Annotated in this window: 13 protein-coding genes and 1 other annotated feature; all 13 genes read right to left on the reverse strand. The window is 41.9% G+C overall.

The window, feature by feature from the left end; translation table 11 throughout:
- Positions 1-8 precede the first annotated feature (8 nt).
- Positions 9-479, reverse strand: coding sequence for a 30S ribosomal protein S7 (gene rpsG / locus ES896_RS19095; RefSeq protein WP_003216884.1), 471 nt, complete (start codon positions 477-479; stop codon positions 9-11).
- 121 nt (positions 480-600) lie between these two features.
- Positions 601-1,020: a 30S ribosomal protein S12 gene (gene rpsL, locus ES896_RS19100; protein WP_003216962.1), complete on the reverse strand. Its 420-nt coding sequence runs from the start codon at positions 1,018-1,020 to the stop codon at positions 601-603.
- Between the two features lie 113 nt (positions 1,021-1,133).
- Entirely contained in the window at positions 1,134-1,382 is a 249-nt protein-coding gene (locus tag ES896_RS19105; protein ID WP_008345416.1) for a 50S ribosomal protein L7ae-like protein, read from the reverse strand.
- A 146-nt stretch (positions 1,383-1,528) separates the two neighbouring features.
- The gene (gene rpoC, locus ES896_RS19110) at positions 1,529-5,128 is read right to left on the reverse strand and encodes a DNA-directed RNA polymerase subunit beta' (protein ID WP_007496298.1); all 3,600 of its coding nucleotides are present in this window, start codon (positions 5,126-5,128) and stop codon (positions 1,529-1,531) included.
- 61 nt (positions 5,129-5,189) lie between these two features.
- On the reverse strand, positions 5,190-8,771 hold the full coding sequence (gene rpoB / locus ES896_RS19115; protein WP_007496297.1) for a DNA-directed RNA polymerase subunit beta: 3,582 nt from the start codon (positions 8,769-8,771) through the stop codon (positions 5,190-5,192).
- Positions 8,772-9,026: 255 nt separating this feature from the next.
- On the reverse strand, positions 9,027-9,632 hold the full coding sequence (locus tag ES896_RS19120) for a class I SAM-dependent methyltransferase (RefSeq protein ID WP_007496296.1): 606 nt from the start codon (positions 9,630-9,632) through the stop codon (positions 9,027-9,029).
- A gap of 96 nt (positions 9,633-9,728) precedes the next feature.
- Positions 9,729-10,094 (reverse strand): 50S ribosomal protein L7/L12, encoded by a 366-nt coding sequence (gene rplL / locus ES896_RS19125; protein ID WP_008345418.1) that lies wholly within the window; start codon positions 10,092-10,094, stop codon positions 9,729-9,731.
- A gap of 42 nt (positions 10,095-10,136) precedes the next feature.
- Entirely contained in the window at positions 10,137-10,637 is a 501-nt protein-coding gene (rplJ, locus tag ES896_RS19130) for a 50S ribosomal protein L10 (RefSeq protein WP_007496293.1), read from the reverse strand.
- A 69-nt stretch (positions 10,638-10,706) separates the two neighbouring features.
- Positions 10,707-10,847 (reverse strand) — a sequence feature (ribosomal protein L10 leader region).
- Between the two features lie 46 nt (positions 10,848-10,893).
- Entirely contained in the window at positions 10,894-11,592 is a 699-nt protein-coding gene (gene rplA, locus ES896_RS19135) for a 50S ribosomal protein L1 (protein WP_007496292.1), read from the reverse strand.
- Positions 11,593-11,691: 99 nt separating this feature from the next.
- A complete protein-coding gene (gene rplK, locus ES896_RS19140) occupies positions 11,692-12,117 on the reverse strand; it encodes a 50S ribosomal protein L11 (protein WP_003216956.1) in 426 nt (141 codons plus the stop codon).
- A gap of 171 nt (positions 12,118-12,288) precedes the next feature.
- Positions 12,289-12,822, reverse strand: coding sequence for a transcription termination/antitermination protein NusG (gene nusG, locus ES896_RS19145; protein ID WP_003217197.1), 534 nt, complete (start codon positions 12,820-12,822; stop codon positions 12,289-12,291).
- A gap of 171 nt (positions 12,823-12,993) precedes the next feature.
- A complete protein-coding gene (secE, locus tag ES896_RS19150) occupies positions 12,994-13,170 on the reverse strand; it encodes a preprotein translocase subunit SecE (RefSeq protein WP_008345422.1) in 177 nt (58 codons plus the stop codon).
- Positions 13,171-13,204: 34 nt separating this feature from the next.
- Entirely contained in the window at positions 13,205-13,354 is a 150-nt protein-coding gene (gene rpmG / locus ES896_RS19155; protein WP_008356502.1) for a 50S ribosomal protein L33, read from the reverse strand.
- Positions 13,355-13,391 lie beyond the last annotated feature (37 nt).

Consider the following 13,391-nt stretch of genomic DNA (forward strand, 5'->3'; position numbering starts at 1 on the left):
TATAAATCCTACCAGCGGTAGTGAGCGAATGCTTTGTTCGCTTCTGCCATTTTGTGTGTATCTTCACGTTTCTTAACAGCAGCACCAGTGTTGTTAGCTGCGTCAAGGATTTCGTTAGCAAGACGCTCTTCCATCGTTTTTTCTCCACGAAGACGAGCATAGTTTACTAACCAGCGAAGACCTAAAGTCGTACGACGGTCTGGGCGAACTTCTACAGGAACTTGGTAGTTAGCTCCACCTACACGACGTGCTTTAACTTCAAGAACTGGCATGATGTTTTTCAAGGCTTGTTCGAAAACCTCCATCGCTTCATTACCAGTACGTTCTTTGATGATATCAAATGACTTGTAGAGAATAGTTTGTGACTTTCCTCTTTTACCGTCGATCATCATTTTGTTGATCAAACGAGATACAAGTTTAGAATTGTAAATTGGATCTGGCAAAACGTCTCTTTTTGCTACAGGACCTTTACGTGGCATCTGAATAGCCTCCCTTCTCTTTTAAAAGGATTTCTATCTGTCTTTCATCTCAATTTCATTGTCAGCTGCCTGACTCCACTGAACTGAACTCAACTTCTAAAAACCCTTATGTTTGTTTATATTATTTGCTTTGTTTAGGGCGTTTTGTTCCGTATTTAGAACGTCCTTGCATACGACCGTCAACTCCGGCAGTATCAAGCGCACCACGAACGATGTGGTAACGTACACCCGGTAAGTCTTTTACACGTCCGCCACGGATAAGTACTACACTGTGCTCTTGTAGGTTATGTCCGATACCAGGAATGTAAGCTGTTACCTCAATCAGGTTAGACAAACGTACACGAGCATATTTACGTAGTGCTGAGTTTGGTTTTTTCGGTGTCATTGTACCGACACGAGTACAAACCCCGCGCTTCTGTGGAGATGTTACGTTAGTGTGCTCTTTTTTGAAACTGTTGTATCCTTTGTTAAGTGCAGGAGACTTTGAGTTTTCAACTTTACTCACGCGTCCTTTGCGTATTAGCTGATTAATTGTAGGCATGTTGTTATTCCTCCCTTCATTACTTTTTTTATAACCCACATACCCAGGTGGTTCATCAAAAGGCAAAAAACAATGCTTTTGCATTTTAAGCATGCAAAAACAAAACAAGTACGCTATAACATAATGGCAACAGCTGCTGCCCCAACTTCAATTCCGCAGGCCTTGCCGAGCTTTTTCATGGAATCTACCACTAAAATGTCTACACCCTTCTCTTGCGCTAGTTTCATTACACTAGCGGTTAAAGCAGGATCAGCATCTTTCGCTACGACGATTTCCTTCACTGAATCTCGTTTCAGAGCTTTTACTGTTTGCTTCGTACCAATAATAATGGATTGAGCCTGTGATACTTTATCATAAGACATCGAATATCCTCCAAAGTAACAGGTTTTATTTTGAGCACCTTGGTTATATTATCATCATGGCAGAAGGATGTCAATATCGTTTGACAGATTATCTTGACATCCTTCACCATTTTTTGATGATTTTTATAGAAATCTTAAGAGAAAGATTACTCTACAGGAACCATGTCGTCAGACGGCTGCACTTGTGAAACCGGCTTAACTTTACGGTAGTTTGGCATTCCAGTTCCAGCAGGAACAAGTTTACCGATGATGACATTCTCTTTCAAGCCAAGCAGTTCATCACGTTTTCCTTTGATCGCCGCATCTGTTAGGACACGAGTCGTTTCTTGGAAGGATGCTGCAGACAAGAACGAGTCTGTTTCAAGCGATGCTTTTGTAATACCAAGAAGAACTGGACGGCCTGTTGCAGGACGTTTGCCTTCGAATAGTACTTTTTTGTTCGCTTCTGTGAATTGGTGTACATCAAGAAGTGTGCCTGGTAATACATCTGTATCCCCTGCATCAGCGACACGCACTTTACGAAGCATTTGGCGAACCATTACTTCTACGTGCTTATCTCCGATTTCTACCCCTTGCATACGGTATACTTTTTGTACTTCATGAAGCAGATATTCTTGAACAGCTGTCATATCAGTCACTTTAAGAAGTTCTTTCGGATCGATTGAACCTTCTGTCAGTACTTGACCACGAGTGACTTTGTCACCTTCAACAACTTTCAGACGTGCATTGTAAGGAGCTGTGTAAGAGCGAGTTTCAACTTCGCCTTGAACCACAATTTCCTGTTGCTTGTCACGAACATCGTTAATTTCAGCAACGACACCATCAATTTCAGAAATGGTTGCCTGCCCTTTCGGATTACGCGCTTCAAATAACTCTTGGATACGAGGTAAACCTTGAGTGATATCGTCTCCTGCTACCCCACCGGTGTGGAACGTACGCATTGTAAGCTGTGTTCCTGGCTCACCGATCGATTGTGCAGCGATGATTCCAACTGCTTCACCGACTTCAACGTCAGTACCAGTTGCAAGGTTACGGCCGTAGCATCGTTTACATACACCATGAGGCGTGTTACATGTAAATGCAGAACGGATCCATACTTCCTCGATTCCCGCTTCAACTACTTCAAGTGCTTTATCTTCATCAATTAGTTCGTTTTCGCCAACAATGACTTCGCCCGTTTCAGGATGAACAATTGGTTTTCTTGCAAAACGTCCGATCAGACGTTCTTCAAGTTTCTCAATAATTTCATTTCCTTCTTTAATGGACTTCGCCAAGATTCCACGGTCTGTACCGCAATCTGTTTCGCGGATGATAACATCCTGCGCAACGTCAACGAGACGACGCGTGAGGTAACCTGAGTCAGCTGTTTTAAGAGCTGTATCGGCAAGACCTTTACGCGCTCCGTGAGTGGAAATAAAGTATTCCAATACTGTTAAACCTTCACGGAAACTAGATTTAATCGGAAGTTCAATGATACGTCCAGCCGGGTTGGCCATCAGACCACGCATACCAGCCAGCTGAGTGAAGTTAGATGCGTTACCACGCGCTCCAGAGTCACTCATCATGTAGATAGGGTTGACTTCATCAAGGGACTTCATCAGTTTACCTTGGATGACATCTTTAGAAGAACTCCAGATCGAAATGACTCTCTCGTAACGCTCTTCTTCAGTAATCAAACCACGTCTGAATTGCTTCATGACGTTATCTACTTTTGCTTGCGCTTCTTCGAGGATCTTCTGTTTATCATCTAATACGACGATATCAGACACCCCAACCGTAATACCCGCTTTAGTAGAGTATTTGAAACCAAGATTTTTCATGCGGTCAAGCATTTTAGATGTCTCAGTGATATGGAATCTCTTAAAGATTTCCGCAATGATTTTACCTAAAATACCTTTTTTGAACGGCGCATTGATTTCTTGTTTCTCGATCGCAGCTTTGACATCCTCACCTTTTTCAAGGAAGAAGCGGTCAGGCGTTTTTTCTTCAATATTGCTCTTAGTCGGTTCATTCATGTATGGGAATGATTCCGGTAAGATTTCGTTAAAGATTAGTTTTCCAACTGTTGTAATCAACAATTTAGAACGCTGTTCATCAGTGAATGTCACATTCTTCAACGAGTTAGCTGCAACAGCTACACGTGTATGAAGATGCACATACCCATTTTGATAAGCTAGAAGGGCTTCGTTCGTATCTTTGAAGACCATACCTTCTCCGATAGCACCTTTACGCTCAAGTGTAAGGTAGTAGTTACCTAGCACCATATCCTGAGATGGCGTAACAACAGGTTTTCCATCTTTCGGGTTCAAAATGTTTTGAGCAGCAAGCATTAAAATACGAGCTTCAGCTTGAGCTTCAGCAGATAATGGTACGTGAACCGCCATTTGGTCACCATCAAAGTCAGCGTTGTAGGCAGTACATACAAGTGGATGCAGACGAATTGCGCGTCCTTCCACAAGTGTAGGTTCAAACGCTTGAATACCAAGTCTGTGAAGAGTTGGTGCACGGTTTAGTAAGACTGGATGCTCACGAATCACTGATTCTAAAACATCCCAAACTTCCGGCTGCACGCGCTCAATCTTACGTTTCGCGCTCTTAATGTTGTGAGCTAATCCTTTTTCAACAAGCTCCTTCATCACGAATGGTTTGAATAGTTCAAGAGCCATTTCTTTCGGAAGTCCACACTGATACATTTTCAAATGTGGTCCAACGACGATAACGGAACGTCCAGAATAGTCAACACGTTTACCAAGCAAGTTTTGACGGAAACGCCCTTGTTTCCCTTTCAGCATGTGAGAAAGAGATTTCAATGGTCTATTTCCTGGTCCTGTTACTGGTCGGCCTCTACGTCCATTATCAATCAAGGCATCGACAGCTTCTTGAAGCATACGCTTCTCGTTCTGAACGATGATGCTTGGCGCGCCAAGATCTAATAAACGTTTCAGACGATTGTTACGGTTGATGACACGACGATAAAGGTCGTTCAAGTCAGAAGTAGCAAAACGTCCGCCATCAAGCTGAACCATCGGACGTAATTCTGGTGGAATCACCGGAAGTACATCAAGGATCATCCAAGACGGTTTGTTTCCTGAGTTACGGAAAGCTTCCAACACTTCAAGGCGTTTGATCGCACGTGTACGACGCTGTCCTTGAGCTGTTTTTAGCTCTTCTTTGAGTGTATCTACTTCTTTCACAAGATCGATATCTTGAAGAAGTTTGTTAATTGCTTCTGCACCCATAGCTGCTTGGAAGGTGTTACCGTATTTATCTAAATAAGCACGGAATTCTTTCTCAGAAAGAAGTTGTTTCTTCTCAAGCGGTGTGTTGCCCGGATCAGTCACGACGTAAGAAGCGAAGTAAATCACTTCTTCTAACGCACGTGGTGACATATCTAGAACAAGACCCATACGGCTTGGGATACCTTTGAAATACCAAATGTGGGAAACTGGGGCAGCCAGTTCGATATGCCCCATTCTCTCACGACGGACTTTTGCCCGTGTTACTTCTACACCACAACGGTCACATACAACACCCTTATAACGAACGCGTTTATACTTTCCACAATGACATTCCCAGTCTTTTTGCGGTCCGAAGATACGTTCACAAAAGAGACCATCTTTTTCCGGTTTCAGTGTACGATAGTTAATCGTTTCAGGCTTTTTCACTTCACCAAAAGACCAAGAACGGATTTTATCAGGTGATGCGAGACCGATGTTCATATACTCAAAATTGTTCACATCTAGCAAGGGGCCTACCTCCCTTTTAATCTTCGGGTTATACCCTAGTCACTTGCTCTAATCGTTTCTGCTATTCTTTTGTGACTGCGTCACGTTCAAGATCGACAGGTGCGAGGTCTGCAGCATCTTCGTCATTAGATAACGCTAATCCGTCTGCTTTCTTCGTTTCCTCATCGTCTTCTAAATCTCTCATTTCTATCTCTTCTTCATCGCCAGATAGAATTTTCACATCCATACCTAAACTTTGAAGTTCTTTAATTAATACTTTGAATGATTCAGGGACACCTGGTTCAGGTACGTTATCCCCTTTGACGATCGCTTCGTATGTTTTCACACGACCCACAACGTCATCCGATTTTACAGTTAAGATTTCTTGAAGTGTATATGCTGCACCGTAAGCTTCAAGTGCCCATACTTCCATCTCTCCGAAACGCTGTCCACCAAACTGTGCTTTACCGCCCAGTGGCTGCTGCGTAACAAGTGAGTATGGTCCAGTTGAACGTGCGTGAAGTTTATCGTCAACCATGTGAGCCAGTTTGATCATATACATGATTCCAACAGATACACGGTTGTCGAATGGTTCACCAGTTCGACCATCATAAAGGACTGTTTTCGCATCACGGGACATACCTGCTTCTTCAAGCGTTTCCCAAACATCTTCCTCACGAGCACCATCAAATACTGGTGACGCAATGTGGATGCCTAGGTAACGTGCAGCCATACCCATATGAAGCTCAAGTACCTGACCGATATTCATACGAGATGGTACCCCTAGAGGGTTTAACATGATATCAATCGGTGTTCCGTCTGGAAGATACGGCATATCTTCTTCTGGAAGGATTTTAGAGATAACCCCTTTGTTACCATGTCGTCCGGCCATTTTGTCACCTTCAGAAATTTTACGCTTCTGAACGATGTATACGCGGACTAACTGGTTAACACCTGGTGGTAATTCATCTCCATCTTCACGGTTAAAGACTTTGACATCGTGGATGATTCCGCCGCCGCCGTGTGGTACACGTAGAGACGTATCACGCACTTCACGAGCCTTTTCACCGAAGATTGCATGTAATAGACGTTCTTCAGCTGTTAGTTCTGTTACACCTTTAGGCGTTACTTTCCCGACAAGAAGGTCTCCGTCTTTTACTTCTGCACCAATACGGATGATTCCGCGCTCGTCAAGGTTGCGTAAAGCATCCTCTCCAACGTTTGGAATATCACGCGTAATTTCTTCTGGTCCAAGCTTTGTATCACGAGCTTCTGATTCATATTCTTCAATATGAATAGAAGTGTAGACGTCATCTTTTACAAGGCGCTCACTCATAATGATCGCATCCTCATAGTTGTAACCGTCCCAAGTCATGAAGCCGACCATGACGTTACGTCCTAGAGCCAATTCACCTTTTTCCATAGAAGGACCGTCTGCAAGGATTTCTCCTTTGACGACTTCATCTCCAACACTTACAATTGGGCGCTGGTTGTAGCAAGTCCCTTGGTTAGAGCGGACAAATTTCAGCAAGCTGTATTTGTCTAGGTTTCCTTTGACTTGTTGTCCGTCAACGTCTTCATAACGGCGAACCCAAATATTCTTCGCTTCAACACGTTCTACAACACCTGGGTAACGGCAGATCACAGCAGCACCAGAGTCTTTACCTGATACATACTCCATACCTGTACCAACAATCGGTGATTCCGGCTGCATCAAAGGCACAGCCTGACGTTGCATGTTCGCTCCCATTAGAGCACGGTTAGAGTCATCGTTTTCTAAGAATGGGATACATGCTGTCGCTGCAGAAACAACCTGCTTCGGCGAAACGTCCATGTAGTCAACGCGGTTTCGAGGAACAACGGTGTTTTCCCCTCTGAAACGAGCAATGATATTATCATCAATAAACGAACCATCTTCACCTAATATAGCGTTCGCTTGTGCTACTACGTAATTATCCTCTTCATCAGCCGTTAAGTAATCGATTCTCGGCGTCACTTTACCTGTTTCAGGATCAACCCGACGGTAAGGTGTTTCGATAAATCCGAAGCGATTCACTTTCGCAAATGAAGATAGAGAGTTGATCAAACCAATGTTTGGACCCTCTGGTGTTTCAATCGGACACATACGACCATAGTGAGAATAGTGAACGTCACGAACTTCCATTCCTGCACGCTCACGTGTCAAACCACCCGGTCCAAGCGCTGATAGACGACGTTTGTGTGTCAATTCAGCAAGCGGGTTTGTTTGATCCATGAACTGAGAAAGCTGAGAGCTACCAAAGAACTCTTTGATAGAAGCGATCACAGGACGGATGTTGATCAGCTGCTGAGGTGTGATCGTGTTCGTGTCTTGAATCGACATTCTTTCACGAACAACACGCTCCATTCTGCTTAAACCAATACGGAATTGATTTTGCAGAAGTTCACCTACAGAACGCAGACGACGGTTACCAAGGTGATCGATATCATCTGTGTCGCCTACTCCATGAAGTAGGTTAAAGAAGTAACTGATTGAAGCAATGATGTCAGAAGGCGTGATGTTCTTCACAGCTTCCTCTACATATGCATTACCAATCACGTTGATCACTTGCTCGCCTTCTTGATCAGTTGGTGCATAAATCTTGATAGATTGAAGTTCTACTTCATCCTCTACTACGCCACCGTTTGGATAAAGCTTTCTAAATCCGATGCCGTTTTCTAAGTATGGAAGAACTTTATCAAGCACTCTTCTATCTAAAATTTGACCTTTTTCTGCTAGGATTTCACCTGTTTCAGGATCAACTAGCGTTTCAGCCAATTTTTGATTGAATAGTCTATTTTTAATATGAAGCTTCTTATTAATCTTGTAGCGTCCAACATTTGCTAAGTCATATCTCTTCGGATCAAAGAAGCGAGAGTCTAGCAAGCTTTTCGCATTTTCAACAGTTGGCGGCTCTCCAGGACGAAGACGCTCGTAGATTTCGAGAAGTGCTTTATCAGCATTCTCTGTATTGTCTTTTTCCAACGTGTTGCGTAAGTATTCATTCTCGCCAATGAGGTCAAGAATCTCTTGATCAGAGCTGAAGCCGAGAGCACGCAAAAGAACCGTAACCGGCAACTTACGTGTGCGATCGATGCGTACATAGACTACATCCTTCGCATCAGTTTCGTATTCTAACCATGCGCCACGGTTTGGAATGACAGTCGCAGTAAAACCTTTTTTACCGTTTTTGTCTACTTTACCACTGAAATATACACTTGGAGAACGTACTAACTGAGAAACGATTACACGTTCCGCACCATTAATGATAAAAGTACCTGTGTCTGTCATGATTGGGAAATCACCCATAAACACATCTTGGTCTTTTACTTCTCCAGTTTCTTTGTTAATTAAACGAACTTTTACTCTTAGTGGAGCAGAGTAAGTTACATCACGTTCTTTTGATTCTGCTACAGGATACTTAGGATCCCCTAGGCTGTAATCAATGAATTCAAGAGAAAGGTTACCAGTAAAATCCTCAATTGGGGATATATCTTGAAACATCTCTCTAAGACCCTCATCAAGAAACCACTGATAAGAAGAGGTTTGAATTTCAATGAGATTTGGTAATTCTAACACTTCGCTTATGCGTGCGTAGCTTCTGCGCTGGCGGTGTCGTCCATACTGAACTAGTTGACCTGTCAACTGATTCACCCCTCAAATCATGCGTATTATATGTGTAAAAAGTATTTCTGTCTTTCAAATGTCAGTAAAGAAATACTTTTACAAGACAAAAGAAAAAAGGGTTTCTAAAATAAGAAAACCACATCCAAAAACAAATACCGATTTTATTAGTTTTCCCAAGTATGCATAATTTATACAAAATAGTTGTTTTTTAAGCCTATCAAGCAAAATATACACATTGGCATTTTATAATGTTAACACAGCTAGGAAACTGCGTCAAACTTTTTTAGCTTTGATAATATAGTAGCCCTTTTTTTTCATAACGACCGTCACTTCTCCAAAAAGTTGCTCTAATTTCTCAATCGCAGATGGTCCACCTTGTTTTTTCTGAATAACCACCCACAACTCACCTTCCGGCAATAAATGATCAGCACTTTTTTCAAAGATCGCATGTACTACTTTCTTCCCTGCCCGTATTGGGGGATTGGTCAGTATAGAGGCAAAAGCAGCTGATGAATGAACATTCGAGAACAAATCACTTTGATAGATGCGGACATTATCAATGCGATTATGCTTAGCGTTTTCCTTTGAAAGTTCGACTGCTCTTTCGTTCACATCAATCATATGAATGGTGCGGCCTGTCATTTCGTTTGCTAACGATAAGCCGATCGGTCCATAACCGCAACCGACATCTAAGACGTCGCCATCCAAGTCAGGTTCTTCAAAAGCTTCAATTAAAAGCCTCGAACCATAGTCGACTTCTTTCTTAGAAAACACTCCACTGTCACTTGTAAAAGTAAAGCTACGGTTTCTCAAGGTGAAGTCCCATGTCTGTTTATTGCTTTTCACTGATGGCTTTTCCGTATAATAGTGGTCACTCATGGTGAATGGACCTCCTCTGGATTCAATCGTTTCAGGAGATAAGAAAAGAAAAAGCCCGCCAGTAAAAGCGAGCTTTCCCAAAAGATTAGGCGAAGATTACTTAACTTCTACAGAAGCGCCAACTTCTTCAAGCTTAGCTTTAAGTTCTTCAGCTTCTTCTTTAGCAATACCTTCTTTAAGTGGTTTTGGAGTGTTGTCAACAAGTTCTTTAGCTTCTTTCAAGCCAAGACCAGTGATTTCACGAACCACTTTGATAACTTTGATTTTTTGGTCTCCAGCACCAGCAAGTACTAGATCAAAATCAGTTTTTTCTTCAGCAGCAGCACCGCCACCAGCAGCTACAGCTACAGGAGCAGCAGCAGTTACGCCAAATTCTTCTTCGATTGCTTTTACTAAGTCGTTTAACTCAAGTACAGTTGCTTCTTTAACTGAAGCAATGATTTCTTCGATATTTAAAGCCATTTGTAATTCCTCCATTTTTAAGTTTTTTACGTCAAGTACGCATTAAGCGCCTTGTTCTTCTTTTTGATCTGCAACTGCTTTAGTAGCAAGAGCAAGGTTACGAACTGGAGCTTGAAGAACGCTAAGCAACATAGATAGTAAGCCTTCGCGAGACGGAAGTTCCGCAAGAGCCTTCACTTCTTCTACAGTCGCTACGTTTCCTTCGATAACACCAGCTTTTATTTCTAAAGCTTCGTGGCTTTTCGCAAATTCGTTGATGATTTTCGCAGGTGCGATAACATCTTCGTTACTGAATGCGATAGCGTTTGGACCTGTTAAGAAATCGTTTAAACCCGTTAGTTCAACTTGTTCAACTGCACGGCGAGTCAAAGTATTTTTGTAAACTTTGAATTCTACACCAGCATCACGAAGCTGTTTACGAAGTTCAGTCACTTCAGAAACTGAAAGACCGCGGTAATCTACGATTACAGTAGACAAACTGTCTTTAAATTTAGAAGTAATTTCATCAACGACAACTTTTTTAGTATCGATTGCATTGCTCATGGTTACACCTCCTGTACATTCTTTGTGTAACACTTATACCGATCAGGCCATCACGTTCCTAACGAACGGTTCTCCATATAAAAAGCCTCCATTAAGACATGGAGGCTGTATATACAAGCATACGTTAACGTAAGACTGTGACATATACACCTCGGCGGGTTAATTAAGCCATAAGGCCCCTGCTGTCTACGGTATAAATGATTATTCTATTTTACAACATTTTGATATTATCAAAACGGTTGTGACAAGTCAAGAATTATTTTGCAGAGAAAGAAGATGGGTCCACTTTCACGCCAGGGCCCATAGTAGATGTAACAGAAACGTTTTTCACGTATACACCTTTAGCCGCTGCAGGTTTCGCTTTAAGGATTGTGTCATAGATTGTTGCAAAGTTCTCAACAAGCTTTTCGTCCTCGAAAGAAACCTTTCCGATTGGCGCGTGGATGTTACCAGCTTTATCAACGCGGTATTCTACTTTACCAGCTTTGATTTCATTGATTGCTTTTTCAACTTCGAAAGTTACAGTTCCTGTTTTAGGGTTTGGCATAAGACCTTTTGGTCCAAGTACACGACCGATCTTACCAACTTCACCCATCATGTCAGGTGTCGCAACGATTACATCGAATTCGAACCAGCCTTGTTGGATTTTAGTGATGTAATCAGAATCTCCAACGTAGTCTGCTCCAGCAGCTTCTGCTTCTTTTGCTTTTTCGCCTTTAGCGAACACAAGAACGCGTTGAGTTTTACCAGTTCCGTTAGGAAGTACAACTGCACCGCGGATTTGTTGATCGTTTTTACGAGGGTCTACGCCCAAACGAAAAGCAACTTCTACAGTCGCATCAAATTTCGCTGTATTTGCTTTTTTTGTAAGAGAAACAGCTTCAGCTACATCATACGCTTTAGTACGTTCGATTAGCTTAGCAGCTTCTACATACTTTTTACCTTTTTTAGCCATTATAAAAATCCTCCTTATGTGGTTTTAGCGGAATAACCTCCCACGAATAAGGGTTGCGAACTTGTCAAAACCAAACTCGCAACCCAACAAGACAAAAAATTAATCTTCGATGACAATACCCATACTGCGTGCAGTACCTTCAACCATGCGCATAGCTGATTCAACGCTAGCAGCGTTTAAGTCAGGCATTTTTGTTTCCGCGATTTCGCGTACTTTATCACGCTTAACAGTTGCCACTTTATTACGGTTAGGTTCACCAGAACCAGACTCAATACCAGCTGCTTTTTTAAGTAAAACTGCAGCAGGTGGAGTTTTAGTAATAAATGTAAATGAACGGTCTTCAAAAACCGAAATTTCAACAGGAATGATAAGACCAGCTTGGTCAGCTGTACGAGCGTTAAACTCCTTACAGAATCCCATGATATTAACACCGGCTTGACCTAGTGCAGGTCCAACTGGTGGAGCTGGGTTAGCTTTTCCAGCAGGAATTTGCAATTTAACAACTTTAACTACTTTTTTAGCCACGAGACACACCTCCTTAAAGTCCGTGATGTGGTAATAGGGGAATCCCCCTCCCACTCAACAACTTCATTCTTTATATGAATGACGAAATAACTAGCTAGCGATCTTGAGCGAACTCAAGACGTACCTTTGCTATATTACCACTTCTATACACTCATTTCAAGCTCTTTTAAATTACAATTTATCGATCTGTGTGAACTCAAGTTCCACAGGAGTTTCTCTACCAAACATATTAACGAATACTTTGACTTTGCTTTTATCATAATCAATCTCTTCGATAGAGCCTGTGAAGTTAGCAAATGGTCCATCGATGACCTTGACTGTTTCTTTAAGTTCAAAGTCGATTTCTGTCTTGCGCTCTTCAAGCCCCATTCTCTTCAGAATGGTTTCTGCTTCGCCAGGTAATAACGCTGTCGGCTTAGAGCCTGATCCAGCTGATCCAACGAATCCTGTCACACCTGGTGTATTACGAACGACATACCAAGAATCGTCAGTCATGACGATTTCTACTAACACATATCCAGGGAATACTTTCTTTTTCACTACTTTTTTCTTACCGTTTTTAATGTCCGTTTCTTCTTCTTCTGGTACAACAACGCGGAAAATTTTATCCTGCATGCCCATTGATTCAACACGCTTTTCCAAGTTCGCTTTCACTTTGTTCTCATAGCCAGAGTACGTATGCACAACATACCAATTCTTTTCCATTTTCGTTCAGGACTATTTAGTCCTTCCCTCCCCACATTTCGTAATGTCTATTTGACGAATCTCGAGTACCGGTAAATATTTTCAAGCAATTGAAAAAACCCGTAAAACGGGTTTTTTGGCAAGTCATATTATGATCTATTATAGCACGTTCAGCAGACCATTATTCAAGTATTAATGAATTAATTCGATTAATTGTGAGATTCCTATATCAAGAAAAGAGAAAAAGATGGCAAAAAATACGACTGTTAAAATAACAGTGATCGTGTAGCGGACCATTTCGTTTTTCTTTGGCCAGCTGACCTTTTTCATTTCTTTCCCGACACTTTTTAAGAAACTGATAATACGCATGTAAAAGACCTCCACAGATTAAAGAACGCAAATCCTACTTCGTTTCTAAATGTGTTTTATGTGAATTACAAGTCTTGCAATATTTCTTAACTTCTAATCTTTCAGCTGCTGAAGCAACACTTTTCATTGTCGTATAATTGCGGCTTCCGCAGTCTTTACAGGCTAGAGTAATCTTTTTCCTCATATTTACACCTATTTTCTCGACATCATTTCCTTAGTAC

The sequence above is a fragment of the Bacillus sp. 005/A4HT-01/001 genome (assembly GCF_004634445.1).
Taxonomy (GTDB): Bacteria; Bacillota; Bacilli; order Bacillales; family Bacillaceae; genus Bacillus; species Bacillus altitudinis.